Source organism: Mycobacterium sp. E787 (assembly GCF_001668725.1).
Classification (GTDB): domain Bacteria; phylum Actinomycetota; class Actinomycetes; order Mycobacteriales; family Mycobacteriaceae; genus Mycobacterium.
This window is the reverse complement of the sequence record NZ_LZKL01000095.1, coordinates 44,209-67,221: the sequence shown is the minus strand read 5'-3', so window position 1 is coordinate 67,221 and position 23,013 is coordinate 44,209. Positions and strand designations below refer to the sequence as shown.

24 protein-coding genes and 1 pseudogene are annotated in these 23,013 nt (G+C 67.6%); 19 read left to right on the top strand and 6 right to left on the bottom strand.

Features of this window, described 5'->3' with window-relative positions; genetic code table 11:
* Positions 1-92: 92 nt before the first annotated feature.
* Both A5705_RS18970 and A5705_RS18965 read right to left on the bottom strand, forming a co-directional pair.
* Positions 93-1,298, bottom strand: coding sequence for a CaiB/BaiF CoA-transferase family protein (locus A5705_RS18970; RefSeq protein WP_067875065.1), 1,206 nt, complete (start codon positions 1,296-1,298; stop codon positions 93-95).
* Positions 1,295-2,824 (bottom strand): aldehyde dehydrogenase family protein, encoded by a 1,530-nt coding sequence (locus A5705_RS18965; RefSeq protein WP_067875068.1) that lies wholly within the window; start codon positions 2,822-2,824, stop codon positions 1,295-1,297. The genes A5705_RS18970 and A5705_RS18965 overlap by 4 nt, the downstream gene beginning before the upstream one ends.
* Before the next feature lie 294 nt (positions 2,825-3,118).
* Between A5705_RS18965 and A5705_RS18960 the strand changes: the two genes are divergently transcribed.
* From A5705_RS18960 to A5705_RS18940, 5 genes are all read left to right on the top strand, one after another.
* Complete coding sequence (locus tag A5705_RS18960; protein ID WP_067875071.1) at positions 3,119-3,820, top strand: SDR family NAD(P)-dependent oxidoreductase; 702 nt, start codon at positions 3,119-3,121, stop codon at positions 3,818-3,820.
* A gap of 21 nt (positions 3,821-3,841) precedes the next feature.
* Positions 3,842-4,717, top strand: a complete 876-nt coding sequence (locus tag A5705_RS18955; RefSeq protein WP_067875074.1) for a mycofactocin-coupled SDR family oxidoreductase — start codon at positions 3,842-3,844, stop codon at positions 4,715-4,717.
* A 43-nt stretch (positions 4,718-4,760) separates the two neighbouring features.
* On the top strand, positions 4,761-4,961 hold the full coding sequence (locus tag A5705_RS18950; protein WP_067875076.1) for a ferredoxin: 201 nt from the start codon (positions 4,761-4,763) through the stop codon (positions 4,959-4,961).
* Positions 4,962-4,975: 14 nt separating this feature from the next.
* The gene (locus A5705_RS18945) at positions 4,976-6,358 is read left to right on the top strand and encodes a cytochrome P450 (RefSeq protein WP_067875079.1); all 1,383 of its coding nucleotides are present in this window, start codon (positions 4,976-4,978) and stop codon (positions 6,356-6,358) included.
* Between the two features lie 165 nt (positions 6,359-6,523).
* Complete coding sequence (locus A5705_RS18940) at positions 6,524-7,933, top strand: alpha/beta hydrolase family protein (RefSeq protein WP_067875082.1); 1,410 nt, start codon at positions 6,524-6,526, stop codon at positions 7,931-7,933.
* A gap of 57 nt (positions 7,934-7,990) precedes the next feature.
* Here the strand turns inward: A5705_RS18940 and A5705_RS18935 are convergent, their stop codons facing one another.
* Positions 7,991-9,166, bottom strand: a complete 1,176-nt coding sequence (locus tag A5705_RS18935; RefSeq protein WP_067875085.1) for an acyl-CoA dehydrogenase family protein — start codon at positions 9,164-9,166, stop codon at positions 7,991-7,993.
* Positions 9,150-10,160 carry an acyl-CoA dehydrogenase family protein gene (locus tag A5705_RS18930; RefSeq protein WP_067875088.1) on the bottom strand — a complete coding sequence of 337 codons (1,011 nt, stop codon included), beginning with the start codon at positions 10,158-10,160 and terminating at the stop codon, positions 9,150-9,152. The genes A5705_RS18935 and A5705_RS18930 overlap by 17 nt, the downstream gene beginning before the upstream one ends.
* A 260-nt stretch (positions 10,161-10,420) precedes the next feature.
* Here A5705_RS18930 and A5705_RS18925 point away from each other — a divergent pair, with 260 nt between their 5' ends.
* The 6 genes and pseudogenes from A5705_RS18925 to A5705_RS18905 all read left to right on the top strand — a co-directional run bounded on the left by A5705_RS18925 (position 10,421) and on the right by A5705_RS18905 (position 14,827).
* Positions 10,421-10,801 (top strand): carboxymuconolactone decarboxylase family protein, encoded by a 381-nt coding sequence (locus A5705_RS18925; protein WP_067875091.1) that lies wholly within the window; start codon positions 10,421-10,423, stop codon positions 10,799-10,801.
* Positions 10,802-10,847: 46 nt separating this feature from the next.
* Positions 10,848-11,032, top strand: a pseudogene (locus A5705_RS27355) (NAD-binding protein); the annotation flags it as partial.
* 246 nt (positions 11,033-11,278) lie between these two features.
* Complete coding sequence (locus A5705_RS18920; RefSeq protein ID WP_067875293.1) at positions 11,279-12,370, top strand: amidohydrolase family protein; 1,092 nt, start codon at positions 11,279-11,281, stop codon at positions 12,368-12,370.
* Between the two features lie 29 nt (positions 12,371-12,399).
* Positions 12,400-13,545, top strand: coding sequence for an amidohydrolase family protein (locus A5705_RS18915; protein ID WP_067875095.1), 1,146 nt, complete (start codon positions 12,400-12,402; stop codon positions 13,543-13,545).
* Between the two features lies 1 nt (position 13,546).
* Positions 13,547-13,945, top strand: coding sequence for a Rieske 2Fe-2S domain-containing protein (locus A5705_RS18910; protein WP_067875099.1), 399 nt, complete (start codon positions 13,547-13,549; stop codon positions 13,943-13,945).
* 15 nt (positions 13,946-13,960) lie between these two features.
* Positions 13,961-14,827 carry an alpha/beta fold hydrolase gene (locus tag A5705_RS18905; RefSeq protein ID WP_067875101.1) on the top strand — a complete coding sequence of 289 codons (867 nt, stop codon included), beginning with the start codon at positions 13,961-13,963 and terminating at the stop codon, positions 14,825-14,827.
* A 26-nt stretch (positions 14,828-14,853) separates the two neighbouring features.
* Here A5705_RS18905 and A5705_RS18900 read toward each other — a convergent pair whose 3' ends face one another.
* Positions 14,854-15,327 (bottom strand): hypothetical protein, encoded by a 474-nt coding sequence (locus A5705_RS18900; protein ID WP_067875111.1) that lies wholly within the window; start codon positions 15,325-15,327, stop codon positions 14,854-14,856.
* Positions 15,328-15,363: 36 nt separating this feature from the next.
* Between A5705_RS18900 and A5705_RS18895 the strand changes: the two genes are divergently transcribed.
* The 8 genes from A5705_RS18895 to A5705_RS18860 all read left to right on the top strand — a co-directional run bounded on the left by A5705_RS18895 (position 15,364) and on the right by A5705_RS18860 (position 22,736).
* On the top strand, positions 15,364-16,659 hold the full coding sequence (locus A5705_RS18895) for an NADH-ubiquinone oxidoreductase-F iron-sulfur binding region domain-containing protein (RefSeq protein WP_067875114.1): 1,296 nt from the start codon (positions 15,364-15,366) through the stop codon (positions 16,657-16,659).
* Positions 16,656-16,952, top strand: a complete 297-nt coding sequence (locus A5705_RS18890; RefSeq protein WP_067875117.1) for a ferredoxin — start codon at positions 16,656-16,658, stop codon at positions 16,950-16,952. The genes A5705_RS18895 and A5705_RS18890 overlap by 4 nt, the downstream gene beginning before the upstream one ends.
* A 97-nt stretch (positions 16,953-17,049) precedes the next feature.
* Positions 17,050-18,708 (top strand): OB-fold domain-containing protein, encoded by a 1,659-nt coding sequence (locus tag A5705_RS18885; RefSeq protein ID WP_067875120.1) that lies wholly within the window; start codon positions 17,050-17,052, stop codon positions 18,706-18,708.
* A 7-nt stretch (positions 18,709-18,715) separates the two neighbouring features.
* The gene (locus A5705_RS18880; protein ID WP_067875123.1) at positions 18,716-19,594 is read left to right on the top strand and encodes an alpha/beta hydrolase; all 879 of its coding nucleotides are present in this window, start codon (positions 18,716-18,718) and stop codon (positions 19,592-19,594) included.
* Positions 19,591-20,406 (top strand): NAD(P)-dependent oxidoreductase, encoded by an 816-nt coding sequence (locus A5705_RS18875; RefSeq protein ID WP_067875127.1) that lies wholly within the window; start codon positions 19,591-19,593, stop codon positions 20,404-20,406. Before A5705_RS18880 ends, A5705_RS18875 begins: the two co-directional genes overlap by 4 nt.
* The gene (locus A5705_RS18870) at positions 20,403-21,215 is read left to right on the top strand and encodes an NAD(P)-dependent oxidoreductase (protein WP_082956555.1); all 813 of its coding nucleotides are present in this window, start codon (positions 20,403-20,405) and stop codon (positions 21,213-21,215) included. The genes A5705_RS18875 and A5705_RS18870 overlap by 4 nt, the downstream gene beginning before the upstream one ends.
* Positions 21,216-21,328: 113 nt before the next feature.
* Complete coding sequence (locus A5705_RS18865) at positions 21,329-22,534, top strand: cytochrome P450 (RefSeq protein ID WP_067875130.1); 1,206 nt, start codon at positions 21,329-21,331, stop codon at positions 22,532-22,534.
* A gap of 10 nt (positions 22,535-22,544) precedes the next feature.
* On the top strand, positions 22,545-22,736 hold the full coding sequence (locus A5705_RS18860; protein WP_067875133.1) for a ferredoxin: 192 nt from the start codon (positions 22,545-22,547) through the stop codon (positions 22,734-22,736).
* Between the two features lie 4 nt (positions 22,737-22,740).
* Here A5705_RS18860 and A5705_RS18855 read toward each other — a convergent pair whose 3' ends face one another.
* Positions 22,741-22,995 (bottom strand): DUF1330 domain-containing protein, encoded by a 255-nt coding sequence (locus A5705_RS18855; RefSeq protein ID WP_231964247.1) that lies wholly within the window; start codon positions 22,993-22,995, stop codon positions 22,741-22,743.
* Positions 22,996-23,013: the final 18 nt, after the last annotated feature.

Sequence of the window (23,013 nt, the reverse complement as noted above, 5' to 3'; positions counted from 1 at the left end):
AATGAAAAATCTAAAACCGTTATCGGAGCTCCCTTCGAGTGAAAAGCGCCATTCGGCTTTGACATTTGACACAGTTCCGGTCCCGTTAGCACTCAGGTGACGGCGCCGGCCGTCTTGAGTTCGATGATGCGGTCCCAATCGAGCCCGATTTCCATCAGGATCTCGTCGGTCTGCTCGGCGAATCCGGGCGCGGGGCCGGTGCGCGGCGCCGTGACATCGAACTGGACCGGGTTGGCGACCAGGTCGAGTTCACCGGCGTGCACCAGGTACTCGTTGGCGCGGATCTGTGCGTCGTCGACCGCCTGCAGGGTGTCCTGCACGGGCGCCCACGGCCCGGCCAGCGTGGCGAACCGCTCGCTCCACTCGGCAAGGGTGCGGGTCGCGATCACCTTGGTCAAGATCTCGACCGCATCAGCGGTGTTGGCCGCGATCGACTCGACGGTAGCGAAGCGCGGATCTTCGGCCAGGTCCGGCAGGTCGACGTGTTGGCACACGTCCGCCCAGAACTTGGTGGGCTGCATCATCACGAAGGAGATGTACCGGCCGTCGGATGTGGTGTAGAGGCCCACCAACGGATTGTTCGGCGCGCCGTGCACACCGGGTGGCGGCGCTTCCATCCGCTGGCCCAGATGCTTTGTCAGCGCGACCGTGTGTCCCATGGACCACAGGCCGCTGCCCAGCAGCGACACGTCGACGACCGACGGTTCGCCGGTGCGTTCGCGCTTGAGCAACGCCGCTGCGATGCCGCCGGCGAGGTTGGTGCCGGAGATGGTGTCGCCGTAGGCCGGTCCGGGCGGCGCGATCATGCCGGGCATGCCCGCCGGGGTGATGGTGGCGGCGGTGCCGGCGCGGCACCAGAACGCGGTCATGTCGTAGCCGCCCTTTTCCGACTCGGCGCCCCGCGGGCCGAGCGCGCTGCCGCGGGCGTAGACGATGTTCGGGTTGACCGCGCGAATGTCGTCGACGTCGATGCCGAACTTCTTCCGGTGAGCGGGAAGGAAGCTCGTCAGGAAAACGTCGGCTCGGCGCGCCAGCTCGTAGAGCACGTCCTTGCCCTCGGGGACCGACATGTCCAGCCCGATGCTGCGCTTGCCGCGGTTGGCGTGTTCGATGTTGGGGTTCGGGTCGCCCTCGACCCGCAGCATGCCGGTCTGCCGCAGTCCCCGTTGCGGGTCCCCGGTGACGGCGTGCTCGACCTTGATGACGTCGGCTCCCCATTCGGCGAGCACCGCTCCCGCCGACGGGACGAAGCCGTACATCGCGACCTCCAGGACGCGGATGCCCTCGAGCGGCCTCACGCCGGAGTCCCCACGACCGGGACGGCGAAAGTCTTGCTTTCCAGGAATTCCTCCATGCCGGCCACGCCCATCTCGCGGCCGATGCCGGACTGCTTGAACCCGCCGAACGGGCTGTCGGCCCCGAAGTAGTTGCCGCCGTTGACCGAAAACGATCCGGCCCGGATCCGCCGCGCGACCGCCAGCGCCCGGTCCTGGTCGCGGCTGAACACCGCGCCGGCCAGCCCGTAGATCGAGTTGTTGGCGATGCGCACTGCGTCGTCGTCATCGTCGAAGCCGATGACGACGAGCACCGGCCCGAAGACCTCGTCCTGGGCGATCTCACTGTCGGGGTCGACGTCGGTCAGCAGTGTGGGCGCATAGAAGTAGCCCGGATCCAACCGCTTGCCGCCGGTGACCAGGGTCGCACCGGCGGCGATCGCGCGCTGGACCATGGCGTCGACTTTGTCGCGCTGGCGCTCGTTGATCAGCGGCCCCATGAACGTCTTCGGATCGGCCGGATCCCCGTGGCGCACCTTGGCGAAGTTCTGCGCGATCAGCGCGACGATCTCGTCGTGGTGCGACTTGGGCACCAGCAGCCGGGACGTGAGCGCGCAGCCCTGGCCGGCGTGGGTCGCCATGCTGAAGGCGGCGAACATGGCGGCGCCGGCGAAGTCGGCGTCGTCGAGCATGATCACGGCCGACTTGCCGCCCAACTCGAGGAAGACGCGTTTCACGGTCTCGCTCGCGGCCGCCATGATCTTTCGGCCGACGGCGGTCGACCCGGTGAAGCTGACCACGTCGACGTCGGGGCTCGTGGTCAGCGCGACCCCGGCGGCGGCGTCCGACGACGTGAGCACGTTGACCACGCCCGGCGGGATGTCGGTGTGGTTGGCGATCAACTCACCGAGAGCCAGCGTGATCAGCGGGGTGTCCGGGGCGCCCTTGAGCACCACGGTGCAGCCCGCGGCCAGGGCAGGGGCCAGCTTGGCCAGCGCGAGTTGATTCGGATAGTTGTAGGCGATGATGGCACCCACCACCCCGGCGGCTTCCTTATCCACCCAGCGGTGGTGCCGCATGCCCCGCGACTCGACCTCGCCGAGGTCTTCCGAGAACTGATAGGTGCGCAACAGGTCGGCGTAGAAACGCACGATCTTGATCGGGTCGTCGAGTTGAGCGCCGTGGGTCAGCGCGCGGGTGGCGCCGACTTCCGCGATGGTCAATTCACGAAGCTCCTCGGCATGGTCGACGAGCGCCCGGTGCAACTGGTCGAGGCAGCGGGCCCGCGCCTCGACGTCGGTCGGCCAGCTCGTCGTGTCGAACGCACGCCTTGCCGCCGCAATCGCCGCTTCGGCCTGGATGGCGTCGGCGTCGGGAGCGTGCCCGATGACGGCGCCGGTGGCCGGATTGATCGAGGGGAAAGTCGCCTCGGCGGTGACGAGCCGGCCGTCGATGAGCAGCCGGCGGTCGGCCGGTGGCTGGGGCGCGGCAGCCGCGATGGTCACTGAGGTGGTCCCCAAGGCGGCGTCTGCCGTGTCCTGCACTGGCATCCCCTACTTCCCTGCTGTGGTGACGGTCACGATAATTTGATTCTCGTCTCCGGCGAATCTTACATTCGAGTCTCGATAATTCAAGAAACTCTCAGGAATGGGACAGGGCCACCGACCAGCGGCGTTGCCGCGGAGGCGTTGCGGCAGACGACCTCTCGGCGCAGGCCGAAGACGGTTTTAGACCCGTGTTGCATGCCGCTCCGCGGCGAGAGTAAGGTTCTCATAATTGCAAGGGAGATTCTTTGTGACTGAGACGGCCACATTTGGAGTCGAAGCCCGCGTGGTGTCGGCCGCGTGAAGACCGCCGTTGTCACCGGTGGCGGATCCGGCATCGGTCAAGCGGTCGCGCAGCGCCTGCGCGCCGATGGCCTCGACGTCGCGACGATCGACCTCCGGCCGTCCGAAGCCGATTTCGCCTTCACCGCCGACGTCACCGACCGATCCCAGGTCGATGCCGCGCTGGCGGCGATCCGCGCCCGGCTCGGGCCGGTGACGGTTTTGGTGAACGCCGCCGGCCTGGACGGCTTCAAGCGCTTCGGCAACATCACCTTCGCGGACTGGCAGCGCGTGATCGACGTCAACCTCAACGGCGTCTTCCACACGATTCAGGCGGTGCTGCCCGACATGGTCGAGGCCGGGTGGGGCCGGATCGTCAACATCTCCTCGTCGAGCACGCACTCCGGCGCCCCCTACATGAGCCACTACGTGGCGGCCAAGTCCGCGGTCAACGGCCTGACGAAATCGCTGGCGCTCGAATACGGGCCCAGCGGCATCACCGTCAACGCCGTGCCGCCGGGATTCATCGATACCCCTATGTTGCGCGCCGCCGAACAAAACGGGTTCCTCGGCAACGTCGAGGAGACGATCGCCCGAACCCCGGTGCGCCGGATGGGCAAGCCGGAAGACATCGCGGCGGCATGCGCCTTTCTGATTTCCGAGGAGGCCGGCTACATCACCGGTCAGATCTTGGGCGTCAACGGCGGCCGAAACACCTGAGCATCGATTAGAGGAGAGACAGTGGCAGACGGCGCACCAGGGCGCGTTGAGGGCAAGGTCGCCTTCGTCACCGGCGCGGCCCGCGGCCAGGGCCGCAGCCACGCCGTGCGGCTGGCCGAGGAGGGCGCCGACATCATCGCCGTCGACGTGTGCCGTGACATCGACACCATCGGCTACCCGATGGCGGCACCGGAAGACCTGGACGAGACCGCCCGGCTCGTCGAGAAGACCGGCCGGTCGGCGGTCATCGCCCAGGCCGACGTGCGCGATGCGGCGCAACTGCGCGCCGCGCTGGACGACGGCGTCCGCGAGTTGGGCGGGCTCGACATCGTCGTCGCGCAGGCCGGCGTCGCCGGCATGAGGGGGCGACCTCCCCTGCAGGCGTGGTGCGACGTCATCAACACCAATCTCATCGGCACCATCAACGCCATCCAGGTCGCGCTGCCGCACCTGGGTGCGGGCGCCTCGATCATCGCCACCGGATCCACCGCCGCGCTGATGGACACCGCCAAGAAGGACAACCCCGGCAACGACCCGGGCGGCATGGCCTACATCCACTCCAAGCGGGCGCTGTCGCACTACGTCCACGACCTGGCGACCGAGCTCGCCCCGATGGGTATCCGCGCCAACGTCATTCACCCGACCAACACGAACACCCCGATGCTGCAAAGCGAGCCGATGTACCGCTCGTTCCGGCCGGACCTCGAACACCCGACCCGCGCCGACGCCGAGCCGGTTTTCGGCGTGCAACAGGCGATGAGAATTCCCTATGTCGAACCCGAGGACATCAGCAATGCCGTCTTGTGGTTGGCCTCCGAGGAGGCCAGGTACGTGACGGGCGTGCAGTTGCGCGTCGACGCCGGCGGCTACCTCAAGTGGTACGACCACGACAATTGAGAATGCGACAACTTGAGCCACCGACGATTTCGAAGGAGACACCGTGAAGGTCTGGGTTGATCCGGAACGCTGCCAGGGCCACACCCTCTGCTCGATGATCGCTCCGGAGTCCTTTCAGCTCAGCGACATCGACGGCAGTTCGTCGGCGATCGACGAGGTGGTGCCGGCCGACAAGGAGGACCAGGTCCGCGAAGCCGCCCACTCCTGCCCGGAGCAGGCCATCATCATCACGGATGAAACGTAAAGGGAGACAGCGCCTTGAGTGTCGACGACAGCGTTGATGACCAAGTCAGCGACAGCGACAGCGACCGTAAGCGGAACCGGTATCACTTCGATCGGCACTCCGCGGAGTACCGATCGAAGTTCAAGGACATCACCGAGGAGATGCATGCCCGGTGCCCGATGGCCTGGAGCGACACCTACGGCGGGCACTGGGTGGCGGCCGGCAGCCACGAGGTCTTCGAGCTCGCCCGCTGCCCGGCGGTCTCAAACGATCACGACGTCAACAACGAACGCCGCGGCTACAAGGGCATTTCGATCCCGACGGCCAGTCGCATCAACGGCATCCGGGGCGGCATCCTCGAGATGGACAACCCCGAACACAAGACCTACCGCTCGGTGCTCAATCCCTATCTGTCGCCGGCCGCGGTCAAGCGCTGGGAGCCGTTCATCGACGACGTGACGCGCGCCTGCCTCGACGAGAAGATCGAGGAAGGCCGCATCGACTTCGTCGACGACCTGGCGAACATCGTGCCGGCCGTGCTGACGCTCGCGATGATGGGCATCCCGCTGAAAAACTGGCAGATGTACAGCGAGCCAACGCATGCCGCGGTGTATACCCCGGAGCACTCCCCGGACATCCAACGGGTCACCGAGATGCACCGGCAGATGGGGATCGACCTGATCAACAACATGATCGAGATCCGCAACAATCCGCGGCCCGGCCTGGTCAATGCCCTGCTCGAGATGCGGATCGACGGTGAGCCGGCGCCCGATCTGGAGATCATCGGAAACCTCGGACTGATCATCGGCGGCGGTTTCGACACCACCACGGCGCTGACCGCCCATTCGCTGGAATGGCTTTCGGAGCACCCCGACAAGCGCGAACTGCTCAGCAAGCAACGCGAAACGCTGCTGGACCCCGCGACCGAGGAGTTTCTGCGCTATTTCACCCCGGCGCCGGGTGATGGCAGGACCTTCTCCGATGACGTCGAGCTCGACGGCATCAAGTTCAAAGAGGGTGAGCGGCTCTGGATTTCGTGGGCGATGGCCAACCGCGACCCCGCGGTGTTTCACGATCCCGACGACATCATCCTCGACCGCAAAGGCAACCGGCACTTCAGCTTTGGGCTCGGCCTGCACCGATGCGCCGGATCAAACGTGGCGCGCACCGTGTTCAAGTCCATGCTCACGGCGGTTCTCGACCGGATGCCCGACTACCGATGCGACCCCGAGGGCACCGTCCACTACGAGACCATCGGCGTCATCCAGGGCATGCGCAAGCTGCCGGCCACCTTCACGCCCGGCAACAGGATCGGCGCGGGCCTCGCGGATACGCTGGACAAACTGCAGCGCGTCTGCGACGAGCAGGAACTGGCCAGGCCGATCACCGAGCGCAAGGAAGCCGCCGTCATCGATTAGCCGCGTTTCTCTCGCGAGCAGACGCAAAAGCCCCCACATCCTCGGCGTGTTGGGGGCTTTTGCGTCTGCTCGCGAGTTCCTCCAAGAATTCGTAGAGGCTTCGTAGAGCCCCGCGTTCGACCCTTCTCCCACATGGCGCGCTAACGGCCGGGAGGAGGAATCACGATGCAGCTGGCCCTGAGCAACCACATTTCGCTGCTGCACGGCTGGGTGCCGATGGCGGTCGAGGTCGTCACCGCGATCGCGCTCGGCCTGGCCGTCGGGTGGCGCTCCCGCCGTTGGCGCCTGCTATGGCTGCCCCTGGCAGCGGCCGTGGGCGGCCTCGCGGCGTTCGGAACGTACTGGTCCGTGGCCGCCGCCGGACTGGACACCGGGCCGGCGCCCCACGCGCTGTACGTGTGGATCGCGCTGGCCGGCATGGCCGCGGCCGTCGCAATCCTGGGCTGGCGCGGCGCGCGCTGGTGGCGGCGGGGGGCCGCGGTCCTGGCCGTGCCGCTGTGCCTGCTCTGCTCGCTGCTGGTGCTCAACCAGTGGGTCGGGTACTTCCAGACGGTGCAGAGCGCGTGGAACCAGCTCACCTCCCGCCCGCTGCCCGACCAGAGCGACGGGGCCACCGTTGCCACGATGGCGGCCAAAGGCATCAAGCCGACCCACGGCAGCCTGGTGCCGGTGCAGATCCCGTCCGACGCATCGCATTTCAAGCACCGCGAGGAACTGGTGTACCTGCCGCCGGCGTGGTTCGCCAGCTACCCGCCACCGGCACTGCCGACGGTGATGATGATCGGCGGCATGCTCAGCTCGCCGGCCGACTGGGTACGCGCCGGCAACGCGGTGGAGAGCGCCGACGCCTTCGCGGCCGCGCACGGCGGCAATGCGCCGGTGCTGGTGTTCGTTGACGCGGGCGGCGCTTTCGACAACGACACCGAATGCGTCAACGGGAGCCGGGGTAACGCGGCCGACCATCTGACGAAAGACGTTGTGCCGTATCTGGTCTCGAACTTCGGGGTCAGCGCCGACCCGTCGCACTGGGGCGTCGTGGGCTGGTCGATGGGCGGCACCTGCGCCGTGGATCTGACCGTCATGCACCCGAACCTGTTCAACGCGTTCGTCGACATCGAAGGCGACCTGACCCCCAACACCGGAACCAAGGCGCAAACCATCGCCAACCTGTTCGGCGGGAACGCCGACACCTGGGCCGCATTCGACCCGACGACGGTGATCGCCCGCCACGGCCGCTACACCGGCGTGTCCGGTTGGTTCGCGATCTCGTCGGGCGGCTCGCCGACACCGAACCGCGATGTCACGACCGTCGACAGCGCCGCGATGGCCGTCGCCGGGCGTGGTGCCGCCGCCGACCCTGGCAACCAGGCGGCGGCCGCCGGTTCCCTTTGCGCGCTCGGCCGGGCGAACGGCGTCGACTGCGCTGTGGTCGCCCACGCCGGCAAGCACGACTGGCCGACCGCCGGGGCGGTCTTCACCACGGCGTTGCCATGGCTGGCCGGCCGGCTGGGCACCCCGGGCGTCGCCCGGATTGCGTTGCCGGGCATGGCCTCCGCGGCCGACCGCCGAACGTGAAGCTGGCCGCACACTCGGCGTCGAGTGTGAAGCTGGTCGCACATTCGAAGAGAAAAGTCAGCCGCGCGGCAGGCCGAGCACTCGCTGGGCGATGATGTTGCGCTGGATCTCCGAGGTGCCGCCGGCGATCGTGCCGGAAAAGCTTCGGGCATAACGCTCGAACCAGCTGCCGAAATAGTGGTCCAGGTTCATGTGCGCGTAGGGCCCGGTCTGACCCGGATGGACCAGCCCGTCGGCCCCGGCGGACGTCAGCGCGAGGTCCATCCCGCGCAGCTCCGCTTCCGAACCCAACAGCTTCAGCACCGAGATCGCCGCCACATCGTCCTCGCCGCGGGCAGCGCGGGCCAGCGCTGCCGAACCGAGCAGGCGCAGCGCCTGCTTGTCCATGATGATGCTGGCGTACTGGTCGCGCTCTACGTCGGTGCCGGGATGGAAGTCGTCGATCATGTTGTCCAGCCGATCGGCGAAGCCCAGCCACATCATCGTGCGTTCGTGCCCCAGCGACCCGTTGGCGACCCGCCAGCCCTGGTCGAGCTCGCCGACCAGGTTCTCCGCCGGCACCCGCACGTCGGTGAAGAACACCTCGTTGAAATCCAGGTCGTCGGCGCCGCAGATCGACGGGAACGGCCGGCGCACCAGCCCCGGGCTGTCTGTGGGGATGATCAGCGCGCTGATTCCCTTGTGCTTCGGCGCATCCGGGTTCGTCCGCACGAAGGTCAACAAGACGTCGGCGTCGTGCGCCCCCGAGGTCCACACCTTCTGCCCGTTCACGACGAAGTGGTCGCCGTCAAGCACGGCGCGGGTGCGCAGCGACGCCAGATCGGAGCCGGCGCTCGGCTCGCTCATCCCCAGCGACGCGGTGATCTCGGCACGCAGGATAGGTACCGCCCACCGCCGCTTCTGTTCCTCGCTGCCGAACGACAACAGCGATGCCGCAACGATATTCACGCCTTGCGGGTTGAAGCTGTGATAGATCCGGCGGCGACTGAGCTCGTCCAGGTAGACGAACTGCTGGAGCACCGTGGCGTTGCGGCCACCGAACTCCGGTGGCTGGCTCGGCAGCAGCCAGCCGTTGTCGAACAGCAGCCGCTGCCAACGACGGGCCCACTGCGGCATGTGGGAGACCGAGCGCGGGCGCTCCAGCGTCTCGCTTGCGTCGGGCAGGTTTTCGTCCAGGAACGCCGCGAACTCCGCCCGAAACGCCTCGACGTCGGGATCAAAAGTCAGCTGCACGGTACTCCTCGGCGATCCGCGCCCGGTGTTCCGCGGCGCCGCCGAGCATGAGCTCGCCCGCCTTGGCCCGCTTCAGCGCGAACTGCAGGTCGTTCTCCCACGTGAAGCCCATCGCCCCGAAAAGCTGCAAGCCGTGCCGGAATACGAGCGACTGGCACTCCCCCGCCGACGCCTTGGCCATGGCGGCGGCGAGTCGGCGCCGCGGGTCGTCGGCGGCGATCGTCAGCGCCGCGAAGTAGGCCAGCGCCCGGGCGCGCTCCACCGCGACGTGCATGTCGGCGGCCTTGTGCTGGACGGCCTGGAACGAGCCGATCGGTACACCGAACTGCTGCCGGTTGCGGACGTGGTCGAGGACCATGTCGAGGATGCGCTGGCAGGCGCCGACCATCGTGATCGCCATGCCGGTCAGCGCGACGTGGTGCGCGCGCTCGGCGTCGACGGCGAGCCGGGCGCTGTCGGGCACCCGGACCTCACCGAAAGAAAGGTCGGCGACGTGTAGGACGGGGTCGAACACCGCCGAGCGGCGGGCCGACACCTGGTTGGCCGCGACGACGAACACCCCGGCGTCGGTCACCACGGCCACCCGGTCGACGCGATCGCCGTCGAGGACGTGGCGCGCGGTGCCGTCCAGCACCCAGCCGTCGGCGTCCCGGTGCGCCCAGACTCCGCCGTACACGGCGGTCCCGGACTCGTGCGGGTCGAACCGGTCGGCGGTCAGCGGGGCAAACTGGCTCATCGTCGCCAGGAACGGGGTGGGGTCGGTCGCGCGTCCCAACTCCTCGAGCACGATGGCGAGTTCCACGGCGCCGGCCGGGTCGTTGAGCTCGGTCCAGCCCTGGTCGACGTACGACTTCCACAATCCTTCCCAGAGGGGCGTTGGGTCGCCATTGTCCTCGGCGACGCCGCGCACCAACGAGGGCGGGCACTGCTTGGCAACGGCGTCGCGAACGGTCTTCTGCCACAGCCGCTGATCAGCATCGAACTCCAACAGCATCCGGGCCGCCTCCTGTCTTCACCGCCTTCGCGAGAATAACATTCTCTAACACGGAAGCGGTAATCTCGAAAAGCGACTATGGAGTGCCCGAGAGCGCCAGATGGTGGCGACCGCCTCGTCGGTGAATCGCCGGATGGTCCGGGCGGCCGACATCACACCCAGACGTCGCTGCCCGCTCACTCAGGATTTCTCCTCGGGCCGTGGCTGCTATACGAAGGTCATATCAGCAGGACGCCCGAAGCCGTCGAAGGAGCAGACCATTGGCCAGCGAAACCTACCAACGAGGACTTGAGATCCGCTCCGCGGTGCTGGGCGAGGAATACGTCAACCGAGCGCTGACCAACGCGAACGACTTCACCAAGCCTCTGCAGGATCTCGTCACGGAGTACTGCTGGGGCGCGGTCTGGGGGCGCGAGGGCCTGACGCTGAAGACGCGCAGCATGCTCAACCTGGCCATGATCTCAGTGCTCAACCGGCCCAACGAATTACGCACGCATGTCAAGGCGGCGCTGACCAACGGCGTCACGCGCGACGAGATCCGCGAGATCTTCCTCCAGGTCGCGATTTACGCCGGCGTGCCCGCCGCCGTCGACAGCTTTCGCATCGCGAGTGAGGCGTTCGCCGAAGTAGACGGGGACTAGGCGTCCACGATGCTGATCGGGTCTGTCGGCTTGGGAAACATGGGCCGGGCTGATGGTCAAAGACGTGCAGCTCTACCTCGACGAGGCACACGGGCTCGGCGTCCCGGCACAGATCGCCGAAACGATCGGCCGGCTGTGGGAGGCCACCGCACGCGACCAGGGCGCGGCTCCGACTTCACCGCGGTCATCAAACCCCTTGAAGAGGCGGCCGGCGTGACCGTAGGCCCGTCGCCGGCCTGCCGGGTTGCGGCTCAGGATAGAGGCGGATGGCACTTATCCACGGCCAGGAGAATGGTATTATCCAGTTTTAAGAACCATACTTGCACGACGACCGCGAAAGTGCCCGCGACCAGGGACGATGATTAATCGAAACGCTTACCGGAACCCCGTTGATCGACCGTTGAAGAGAATGTTAGATTATCTATCATATGGCCCGCCTGGGCCCACTTTGGCTAACCGCGCCGAAGGATGGCATTCGTGATCGAACACGCCGACGGAACGCGCACGCCGCTCATCGACGCGAGCGTGCACATCTTCTTCCCGTCCAACAAGGCGCTGCGGAAGGTGCTCCGCGAGCCGTTCAAGAGCCGCGGCTTCCCCGACTACGAGATGGACTGGTACGGCGCCCCGGGCGGCGAGTACGCGCCCAACACCGAGGGCCCGGACCGCCAGTACCCCGGTTCGGATCCCGAATTCGTTGCCCGAGAACTATTTTCGAAGCGCGGTGTCGACGTGGCGGTCCTGCACCCGATGGGGCGGGGCATCATGCCGGACCGGCACCTGGGCAGCGCGCTGCACGCGGCCCACAACGAGATGATGGTGGCCGACTGGCTGGAGTCCGGCGAGTTCGGCGAGCGGTTCCGCGGCACCATTCGGGTGAATCCCGACGACATCGCCGGCGCCCTGCGGGAGATCGAGAAATGGCGCGGGCATCCACGCGTGGTTCAGATCGGCGTTCCGCTGCAGTCGCGAGAGCTCTACGGCAAACCGCAGTTCTGGCCGCTGTGGGAAGCCGCGGTCGACGCCGGCCTTCCCGTTGCCGCGCACATCGAGGTCGGCTCGGGCATCGCCTTCGCGCCGACGCCGTCCGGGAACACCCGCACCTACGAGCAGTACGTGAGTTTCATGGCGCTGAACTACATCTATCACCTGATGAACATGATCGCCGAGGGCGTGTTCGAGCGCTTCTCCGGTCTGAAGTTCGTCTGGGGCGATGGCGCGGCCGACTTCGTGACACCGTTCATCTGGCGGATGGACACGTTCGGCCGGCCGCACCTCGAACAGACGCCCTGGGCGCCGCGGATCCCCAGCGACTACCTGCCCGGTCACGTCTATTTCATCCAGGGCAGCCTCGACGGACCCGGTGACGCCGAGTTCGCCGGCGAATGGTTCGGCTTCACCGGCAAGGACGACATGGTCATGTTCGGTTCCAGTTATCCGCACTGGCAGTGCGCCGACGCCAAAAAGCTGCCCAGTGCGCTGTCGGCAGAACAGCGGGAAAAGTTGTGCTGGCGCAACGCGGCGGGGCTGTACGGCATAGACATCCCCGCCGAGGTGGGCGCACAGTAGAAGTACGACGTGAGACCGAGGAGTTTCAGATGACGTTGACCCATTCGCAGGAGCGGCTTCCCGCCGCCGAGCGCATAGCCGTCCGGTGCGTCGACTCGGATGTCCACCCGTCGCCCAAGCGCGGCGAGCTCGTCCCGTACATCCCCGAGCCCTGGCGCAGCAAGTACTTCCTCACCCGCAACATCGGTGAGCAGATCTACTACGACGCCCCGGACTACGCGCACAGTTACGCCATGCGCGTGGACACGTTCCCCCCCAACGGCGAATTCCCCTGCAGCGACCCGGACTTGGCGTTCCGCCAGCTGATCATGGAGGCCGGCTCCGACATCGCGATCCTGGAACCGGCCGCCTACCCGGCGCGGCTGCCGGAGGCGCAGCACGCGATGTCGCAAGCGTTGAACGACTGGCAGGCCAATCACTGGCTGGACAGCCACAACAACTGGCACGAGCGGTGGCGCGGTTCGATATGCGCCGCCATCGAGGAGCCCGAGGCGTCCGTGCGCGAGATCGAGCGCTGGGCCGGGCACCCCTACATGGCGCAGATCTTGATCAAGGCCGAGCCGCGCCCGTCATGGGGCCACCCGAAGTACGACCCGATCTGGGCGGCGGCGACCAAGCACGACATCACCGTCAGCTGCCACCTGTCGCGCAGCCATTTCGAGGAGCTGCCGATCCCGCCGGTGGGATTCCCCAGCTACAACCACGACTTCATGGTGACCTACTCGCTGCTGGCCGCCAACCAGGTGATGAGCCTGATCTTCGACGGCGTCTTCGACAGGTTCCCGACGCTGCGGATCGTGTTCGTCGAGCACGCGTTCACCTGGATCTTGCCGCTGATGTGGCGCATGGATGCGATCTACGCGGCGCGCAAGTCGTGGGTGGACATCAAGCGCAAGCCGTCCGACTACGTCAAGGACCACATCAAGTTCACCACCCAGCCGCTGGACTACCCCGAGGACAAGACCGAGCTGACCCGGGCGCTGGAATGGATGGAGTGCGAAAAGATCTTGCTGTTCTCGTCGGACTACCCGCACTGGACGTTCGACGACCCGCGCTGGTTGGTCAAGCACCTTCCGAAGGCGGCCCGCGACGCGGTGATGTACAAGAACGGCATCGCGACCTATCACCTGCCCGAGACCGTTCCGGTCCTCGAGGGTCAGACCCGGGTGCTCTGAGTTGACCGAAGAATCCCAACGGCCCGAGCCCCGCCTCGCCCAGGGCCGCGAGCACGTTGTCGCCACCGTGGACGAAATCCCGCCGGGCAAGCACAAGCTGGTACCGATCGGACGGCATGGTGTCGGCGTCTACAACGTCAACGGCAGCTTCTATGCCATCGCGAATTACTGTCCGCACCAAGGCGGTCCGCTGTGTTCGGGACGCTCCCGCGGCCGCACGATCGTCGACGAGACCGCCGCGGGCGACTCGGTCATGGTGCGCGACCTGGAGTTCATCTATTGCCCCTGGCACCAATGGGGTTTCGAGCTGGCGACCGGCACCACCGCGGTCAAGCCCGAATGGAGTATCCGCACCTATCCGGTGCGCGTCGTCGGCAACGACGTTCTGGTGCAGGCCTAACCACAGGAGAATCGGGTGCCTTCAATCGCGATCAACGGGGGAAACGTCGTCTACGAAATCCTCGGCGACTCTGGCGAGCTCATCGCCCTGACCCCCGGCGGCCGGTTCAGCAAGGAGATCGAGGGCTTGCGCCCGCTCGCCGACGCGCTCGCCGCCGGGGGCTACCGCGTATTGCTGTGGGACCGGCCCAATTGCGGCGCGTCCGACGTGCAGTTCTACGGCCAGAGCGAGTCGCACATGCGCGCCGAGACGCTGCACAAGCTGGTGACCGGGCTGGGCTTCGAGCGCTGCATTCTCGCCGGAGGGTCCGGCGGCGCAAGGGATTCCATGCTGACCACGATGCTCTATCCCGAGATGGTCACCAAGCTGGTGGTGTGGAACATCGTCGGCGGCATCTACGGCACCTTCGTGCTGGGGTCCTTCTACATCATCCCGAGCATCCTCGCGGTGCGCGGAACCGGGATGGACGGCGTGGTGAAGGTCCAGGAGTGGCGCGACCGGATCGAGGAGAACCCGAACAACAAGCAGCGGTTCCTCGACTTCGACCAAGACGAATTCCTCAAGGTGATGCTGCGCTGGCTCAACGCCTTCGTTTCCAAACCGGGACAGACGATCCCGGGCGTCGAGGACGAGATGTTCGACCGCATCAAGGTCCCGACACTCATCATTCGCGGCGGCGAGAACGACATGGATCACCCGAAACGGACTTCGCTGGAAGTCAGTTGCCTGATCAAGGGATCGAAGCTCATCGACCCGCCCTGGCCGGAGGACGCGTGGGAGCGCGCGTCCGAGGACCGCGCGGCGGGCAGGGTGCAGCACTTCAACATGTTCGACACGTGGGTCCAGGCGGCACCCGCAATCCTCGAATTCCTGGAATCGTAATGGCCCTACGTCGTTTTTGGAGATTCCTACCGGGTACGGATGTGGACCTCGCAGTTGAGCGACGCCTCGAGGGCGGTGTGAACCCGGCTCTCCGGAATCCGCTCGAGGTCCTCCTCGCGCAGCGTCACGTACACGATGTCGAAGCCGTCGCCTCCCGCGGTCCGCTCGATGTCACCGGCGAGCCCGAACCCGGACAACACACCGCGAGCGTCGTCATCGGTTCCCCGGCTGATGAAGGTGACCACACCCGGCACCGGGGCAACGCCGAACACCTTGGCGCAGAACTCGATCGCGGCGGTCCTGGCCGTGTCGCCGTCCTCGGCCGCGATCAGCAGTTCCACCTCGCGGCGGTCGGCGGGCATGGCCGCGAGGTCGTTGCGAACCACGTCGGCGCCCGACTCGCCGACCACCGCAAGGAGCGCGGCCATGCCGTCTCGTAGTTGCGCAGCGGTCAGTACGCTTTCCGGATCGACGTTGACGCGCACCACCGCAGTTCGCATGCGCGCAAGCCTAACCAAGACGATGGCAGGCCAGCCGTGAACACCGCCCACTCCACGACCGTCACCACCGCCGTCCCGACCGGGTTCGAACCCCGGTTGCTGGCCCGACAACGCGAAGACCTCGCGGCGTATCGAAGCTCGGGCGGATACCACCCCCTCGGCGACCCCGGCGACCTGCTGAGCGAGGTCGACTCCAGCGCGCTGGTCGGCCGCGGCGGTGCGGCCTTTCCGCTGGCGGTCAAGCTGCGTGCGGTGCGCGACAACGGGCTTGTCTCCGGCGGCACCGTCGTCGTCGCGAACGGCGAAGAGGGAGAACCGGCTTCGGTCAAGGACCGGTGGCTGCTGCGTAACCGCCCGCACCTGGTCCTGGACGGCCTGCGGCTGGCCGCGGCGATGGTCGGTGCCGACCGCGCCTACGTTTTCGTGTCCGATCCGGAGTCGGCGCACAACGTCGAGACCGCGCTCGGCGAGCTCGATCCCGTTGCGCTGGGCGGTATCACGGTCGGCATGGTAACGGTGCAGCCCGGATACGTGGCCGGCGAGGAGACCGCCGCGGTCCGCGCGATCAACGGCGGCCCGGCCAAGCCGACCGACAAGCCGCCGCGCCCCTTCGAGGCGGGCGTGGACGATCTGCCCACGCTGGTGAGCAATGTCGAAACCTTGGCCAACCTGCCCTACCTGCAGCGCCACGGTTCGGCGGCGTTCCGCTCGCAGGGCACCGCGCTGTCCCCGGGGACCTTCCTGGCCACCATCACCGGCGCCGGCCGGCCGCCGGTGCTCTACGAGCTGCCGCACGGCCTGCCCTTTACCGAACTGCTTGCGCTGCACCAGGTTTCGCCGGACCAGGTCCGCGGGGCCCTGATGGGCGGGTATTTCGCCGGCCTGCTCAACCGCAGGGTGCTGGAGACGACCCTGGACCACGAGACGATGCGGCGGCTCGGCAGCGGCCTGGGCTGCGGCGCGATCTCGGTCATCACCGACGACTGCCCCGTGGCGGTCGCGGCGTCGGTGCTGGCCTACTTCGACCGCGAAAACGCCGGGCAATGCGGGTCATGCTTCAACGGGACGGCCGCGATGGCCGCCGCCGCCGGCGCGCTGCGGGACGGCGCGGCGACGACGGAAGACGTCGACCGGTTGCGCCGCTGGTCGGTGCTGCTGCGGGGCCGCGGCGCGTGCGCGACGCTGGACGCCGCCACCAACGTGGCCGCCACCCTGCTCGATCAGTTCCCGGGCGAGGTCGCCGCGCATCTCGGCGGCACGTGCCCGGACTGCATCCGTGGCGCCTTCCGCGCCGACCGTCCCTACGAGGCGGAAGCTGTGGGACAAGCATGAGAATTCGTCTGGACCGCACCGTGTGCGACGGCTTCGGCATCTGCGCCAAGTACGCGCCCGGATACTTCTCGCTCGACGACTGGGGATACGCCTCCCTCATCGGGGACGGCACGGTGGCAGAGTCGGATCGCGACGCCGTCATGCGCGCGCTCATGGATTGCCCGGTGCACGCCATCGCCGAGATCGGCGAGCGGATATCCCGCGCCCCCGAACTGCCGCTCGCCGAGGCAGAGGATCCGGCCGAGCACCTCAAGACGGAAAAGAACGAGGCGGAGTGGGGCTTCACGCGCTGACGCGCACGTCCTGGATCGTGCGCACGCGGAAGTGATAACGTAATTCTCCGATTTGTATAACGGCCCTACCAGGACTTCGGCCGACTTCGGAGGTGACGTGTCAGCAGCAGCACCGGGACGGCCGTTGCCCCTGATCACGCTGGACAACGAATTCTTCTGGGCGTCGGGAGCCGACGGCACGCTGCGGTTTCAGGAATGCAGGGCCTGCGACTCGCTGATCCATCCCCCGGCGCCGGTGTGCCGGTATTGCCGCGCCCGCGACGTGGGCGTGCGGGCCGTCTCCGGGAGGGCGACGCTGGCCGGGTTCACGGTGAACCACCGATTCAGCCTGCCCGGCATGCCCGCCCCGTACGTGGTCGCGCAGGTCGCGATCGCGGATGATCCCCGGGTCCGGCTGACCACCAACATCGTCGAGTGCGATCCCGACGGGCTCGAGCTCGGCCAGCAGGTGGAGGTCGTCTTCGAGCACATCGAGGACGTCTGGCTGCCGCTGTTCCGGCCGGTTCCGGCCACCGAACCCGGACCCCTGCCGACCGACGAGATCGCTCCCGAGCGGTTCGGCGAACACGTCAGCCCCATGCTGACGACGGAGAAGTTCGAGGACAAGGTCGCGCTCACAGGAATCGGCATGTCGCCGATCGGACGCCGGCTGATGGAGCCGCCGCTGTCGCTGACGGTGCAGGCGTGCGAGGCGGCGATCGCCGATGCCGGGCTGACGTACGCCGACATCGACGGCCTGTCGACCTACCCCGGCGGCGGCAACCTCGGCGGCTTCGGCGAGGGCGGGGTCACCGCGCTGGAGGCGGCGCTGGGGATCCGCCCCACGTGGCACAACGGCGGCATCGAAACGTTCGGCCCCGGCGGATCGGTGATCGCCGCGATGCTCGCCGTCGCGTGCGGGCTGGCCCGGCACGTGCTGTGCTTCAGGACCTTGTGGGAGGCCACCCACGGCGAGCTGATGAAGCAGGGCAAGATCACCCCCTCGATGGGCCGCATCGCCGGCTGGACGTACCCGTTCGGCGCCACCTCGGCCGCACACACCCTGGCGATGAACGCGCAGCGGCACTTTCACCGTTACGGCACAACGAAAGAGACGCTGGGCTGGATCGCGCTGAACCAGCGTGCCAACGCCGAGCTCAACCCCACCGCGGTCTATCGCACCCCGATGACGATGGACGACTATCTGGGTGCGCGGCCCATCACCACTCCGTTCGGGCTCTACGACTGCGACGTGCCCTGCGACGGCGCGATCGCCGTCATCGTCTCGGCCGTCGACGCCGCGCGCGACCTGGCCAAGCCGCCCGTGTTGGTGGAGGCGGTGGGTACGCAGATCATCGAGCGAATCGACTGGGACCAAAGCACGCTCACCCACGAGCCGCAGGTGCTGGGCCAGGCCGCGCACGTCTGGACCCGCACGTCGCTGCGCCCCACCGACGTCGACGTCGCCGAACTCTACGACGGCTTCACCATGAACTGCCTGTCCTGGATCGAGGCGCTGGGCTTCTGCGGCATCGGCGAGGCCAGGGATTTTCTCGACGGCGGCAAGAACATCGCCCGCGACGGCCTGCTGCCGCTCAACACGCACGGCGGCCAGCTGTCGCACGGCCGCACCCACGGCATGGGGCTGCTGCACGAAGCCATCAGCCAGCTGCGCGGTGAGGCCGGCGACCGGCAGGTCGCCGGCGCCCGTGTCGGCGTCGTCAGCAGCGGCGGCCTCACCCCCAGCGGCGTCCTGCTGCTGCGAGCCCCGGAATGAGGCGAGCATGAGCGCGGTTCGGCCCCGGTTGGTGATCGTCGACGGGGTGCCGATGTCGGCGCTGGTCGCGGAGGCGGCCGACCCGAAGGCCGTCATCGTGGCCATCCACGGGGGCGGCACCACCGCGGTCTATTTCGACTGCCCCGGCCACCCTTCTTATTCGCTGCTACGGGCGGGCGCCGCGGCGGGGTTCACCGTGGTGGCGCTCGACCGTCCCGGCTATGGCAGCTCGGCACCCTATCCCGAGGCGATGGTCGAGGGCGAGCAGCGTGTCAACCTGGCCTACGGGGCGATCGACCGCATCCTCGGCGAAAGATCAAGCGGCGCCGGATTATTCGTGTGGGGCCATTCGGGCGGGTGCGAGTTGACGATGCGGATGGCCGCCGTCGAGCGCGGCGCCGACCTGCTCGGCATCGAGCTCGCGGGCACCGGCCGGCACTATCACCCCGCGGCTCGCGAAATACTGAAAACGGCGACCCGCGAAAGACGCCCGCCGGGCATGCGCGGCCTGCTGTGGAGCCCCGAGGAGCTGTACCCGCCCGAGGTCCTCGGCGGCGCGACGGTTTCCCCCTCGGCGCCGGCCTACGAGGACAAGATGGTGTCGGACTGGGCCCGCCAAACCTTCCCGGAGCTCGCGCCCGCCGTTCGCGTCCCGGTGCACTTCAGCATCGCCGAGCACGAAAAGGTCTGGCAGGCTGATGATTCGGCGGTAGCCGAGATCACCGCCCTGTTCTCCGGTGCGACTCGTTTCGTCGTGCACCGACAACCGGGGGCCGGGCACAACATCAGCCTGGGTCACACCGCCCCGGACTATCACGCGGAGGTTCTTTCGTTCGCGGACGAATGCGTGGCGGCCCGAACGCAAGACGATCTGGAGGCCGGATGAGGGTCGGATTCATCGGGCTGGGCAGCCAGGGCGGCCCGATGGCACGGCGGATCGTCGAGGCCGGCTACCAGACGACGCTATGGGCACGCAGGCCCGCGACGCTCGAGCCGTTCGCCGACACCCCGGCCACCCTCGCCGCGTCGCCGGCCGACCTCGCCGCGGCCAGCGACCTGGTCTGCCTGTGCGTGGTCGGCGACGCCGACATCGAGGAACTCACCGGCGGCGAGGGCGGCCTGCTGGCGGCCATGGAACCGGGCGGCGTCATCGCGGTGCACAGCACGGTGCACCCCGGCACGTGTCGCGGCCTGGCCGAAAAGGCCGAGACACGAGGCATTTCGGTCGTCGACGCGCCGGTGAGCGGCGGTGGTGGGGCGGCGTCGGAGGGGCGTCTGCTGGTGATGGTCGGCGGCGACGCCGACGTCGTCGAGCGCTGCCGCCCGGTGTTCGAAACCTACGCCGATCCGGTGGTTCACCTCGGCGACGTGGGGTCCGGGCAGACCACCAAACTGCTCAACAACTTGCTGTTCACCGCCAACCTGGGCACGGCGGCCGCCGCCCTGTCGCTGTCCGAAGCGCTGGGCGTGTCCGCGGACCGGCTCGTCGACGTCGTCTCGCGCGGCAGCGGAAACAGCTTCGCGCTCAACGCGCTTGGCGATGCCGGTGGCCTCGAGCGGCTGGCCGGCCTGGCGGGGACGCTGCTGCGCAAGGACGTCCGCTTGATCGCCGAACTCGCCGAGCGGGCCGCGGCCGAACCCGGCGCGGTGCTCGATGCCGCCGACGCCACGCTGGCTTCGATGGGGCATCCGCGATGAGAATCGGGTTCATCGGCGCGGGCCGGATGGGGCGCCCGATGGTGGCCCGCCTCGTCGAGGCCGGCCATGACGTCCGCGCCCTGGGCCGCACGGACGAGCGGCGCCGCGACCTCAACGAACTGGGTGCCCGCCCGGTGGGCGACGTCGCCGGGGCCGGCGCGCATGCCGACGCGGTGGTCGTGTGCGTGTTCACCGACGAACAGGTGCGGCGGGTCTGCCTCGACGGCGAGCTGTTGCCCACGATGCCATCCGGTTCGGCGTTGGTGGTGCACACCACCGCAAGCCCGAAGACCATCGAGGCCGTTGCAACCCGAGCCGCCTGTGCCGACGATGTCGGCGTCGTCGACGCGCCGGTCAGCGGCGGCCCGCACGACGCGGCGGCCGGCAGGCTGACGCTGTTCGTGGGTGGCGAAGAAGACGCCGTGGCGCGGGTACGGGCGATGCTGGGCTGCTACGGCGACCCGATACTGCACGTGGGGCCGATCGGCGCCGGCCAAAAGGTGAAGCTGGTCAACAACGCGCTGTTCGCCGGCCAGATCGGGCTGCTGGCGGAGTCGGTCCGGCTGGCCGAACGCCTCGGCGTGCCCGAATCGACCCTGCTGAACGCCCTGCCCCATGGCAGCGCCGCAAGCCGGGTGCTGGACATCGTCGCGGCCACGGGTTCCGTCCGGTCGTTCGTCGAGCTGGCCGGTGAATTCGTCGGCAAAGACGTGGCTGTCGCCCGCGCCGTCGCCGCGGAATTGGGCAGCGATCTGGGGGCTCTGGACGATGTCATCGAGGTCGTCGGCCGCTGTGCGAATAAAGCCTGAGCGTTTGACGAGGCGGCGTTTTGATCTTTCCGGTTCCACACGAAAGCGCTACCGTTAGCGTTACAGTCAGGCAATCCGCTGTAACGGTTCAGCCCGCCGATGAGGAGCACGCAGTGACCAAGCCGAAGGTTGTCTTCGATCCGTTCTCCGAGGAGTATTTCAACAACCCGTTCGACATTTACCGGCGGATGCGCGAGGACGCGCCACTCTATTACGACGAGAAAGAGGACTTCTACGCGCTGACCCGCCACGAGGACGTCGCGGCGGCGTTCAAAGACTTCGAGACGTATTCCTCGGCCCGTGGCTGCGACCTCGCGATGGTGCGCCGCGGCTTGTCCCCCGAACAGAAGTCGATCATCTTCATGGACCCGCCGGAGCACCGGCACATGCGCAGCCTGCTCAACAAGGCGTTCACGCCGCGGGCCATTCAATCGCAGCGCGAGACGGTCATCGAGGTGATCGACAAATACCTGAGCGCGGCCGATCCCGACACGTTCGACGTGGTGCAGGACTTCTCCGGGCCGTTTCCGGTGGAGGTCATCACCCGAATGGCCGGGGTGCCAGAGGAATACCGCCAGCAGGTGCGGCACTGGATCGACACCAGCCTGCATCACGAACCGGGGCAGATCGAGATCAGCGAAGCCGGGATGCAGGCCAACATCGACACCGCGATGTACTACTTCGGCCTCATCCAGGAGCGCCGCGCGGAGCCGCAGGAGGACATGATCAGCAGGCTGATCGCCGCCGAGATTCCCGGCGACGACGGTGCGCCCCGCAAGCTCGACGACATCGAAATCACCGCCTTCGCCACCCTTTTGGGCGGGGCGGGCGCCGAGACCGTCACCAAGTTGCTGGGCAACGCGGCCGTGATCTTCGCGCGCCACCCGGACCAGTGGCAGATGCTGCAGGAAGACCGCGACAAGATCCCCGGCGCGGTGGAAGAGCTGTTGCGCTACGAGGGACCGGTCCAATACAACGTCCGCTACACCCTGAAGGAGGCGCACGTCAGCGGTGGCGTGATTCCCCCGGGCAAGCCGGTGTTCCTCTGCGGCGCCGCGGCGAACCGCGATCCGGATGCCTTCACCGACGCCGAGACTTTCAACATCGAGCGCGACCAGACCGAGGCGCAGCACCTGGGCCTCGGGTACGGGATTCACAGCTGCCTCGGAGCGGCCCTGGCCCGCATGGAGAGCAGGATCGCGCTGGACCGGCTGCTGGACTTCATGCCGCGCTACGAGGTGGACTGGGCGGGCTGCAAGCGGGTGAACATGCAAAACGTCGCCGGCTGGAAGAATGTACCCGTCAAGGTGCTTCGGTAAGGGGGCCGCAATGAGAATCGAAGTCGATTGGGACCTGTGCGAGAGCAACGGCGTCTGCATGGGCATCAATCCCGAGATATTCCACCTGGGCGACGACGACATGCTGACCGTCTTGCAGCCGGAGATCACCCCGGAGACCGAGGGAGATGTCCGCGAGGCCGTGCGCCAGTGTCCCCGCCAGGCGATCTCCATCGTGGAGTAGCGATTCAGCTACCTGCCGAAGGCCTTTCGAACCCGGCGATGATCACCGCGTTGCAGTCGGCCGCCGCTTGGCGCAGCTTCGCCGCCTTCTGATAGGCCTCGGACTCGTACCATTCCCGGGCGGCATCCACCGATTCGAACTCCAGCACGACGGTCTGGTCGCCGTGCCAGGCGCCCTCCAGCAGGGTGGGAGCGGTGTCCACCGCCAGGATGTTGACGCCGCCCATCGCCGCCCCCGCGGCCTGGCCGTAGGCCTTCATGCCCTCGGGGTCTTTGAT

Coding starts and splice junctions, on each gene's coding strand:
- A5705_RS18965 (WP_067875068.1), bottom strand. CDS start 2,824: ATGCCAGTGCAGGACACGGCAGACGCCGCCTTGGGGACCACCTCAGTG.
- A5705_RS18940 (WP_067875082.1), top strand. CDS start 6,524: ATGCAGCTGGCCCTGAGCAACCACATTTCGCTGCTGCACGGCTGGGTG.
- A5705_RS18930 (WP_067875088.1), bottom strand. CDS start 10,160: ATGCTGTTGGAGTTCGATGCTGATCAGCGGCTGTGGCAGAAGACCGTT.
- A5705_RS18915 (WP_067875095.1), top strand. CDS start 12,400: ATGACGTTGACCCATTCGCAGGAGCGGCTTCCCGCCGCCGAGCGCATA.
- A5705_RS18900 (WP_067875111.1), bottom strand. CDS start 15,327: ATGCGAACTGCGGTGGTGCGCGTCAACGTCGATCCGGAAAGCGTACTG.
- A5705_RS18890 (WP_067875117.1), top strand. CDS start 16,656: ATGAGAATTCGTCTGGACCGCACCGTGTGCGACGGCTTCGGCATCTGC.
- A5705_RS18880 (WP_067875123.1), top strand. CDS start 18,716: ATGAGCGCGGTTCGGCCCCGGTTGGTGATCGTCGACGGGGTGCCGATG.
- A5705_RS18875 (WP_067875127.1), top strand. CDS start 19,591: ATGAGGGTCGGATTCATCGGGCTGGGCAGCCAGGGCGGCCCGATGGCA.
- A5705_RS18870 (WP_082956555.1), top strand. CDS start 20,403: ATGAGAATCGGGTTCATCGGCGCGGGCCGGATGGGGCGCCCGATGGTG.
- A5705_RS18860 (WP_067875133.1), top strand. CDS start 22,545: ATGAGAATCGAAGTCGATTGGGACCTGTGCGAGAGCAACGGCGTCTGC.
- A5705_RS18855 (WP_231964247.1), bottom strand. CDS start 22,995: ATGAAGGCCTACGGCCAGGCCGCGGGGGCGGCGATGGGCGGCGTCAAC.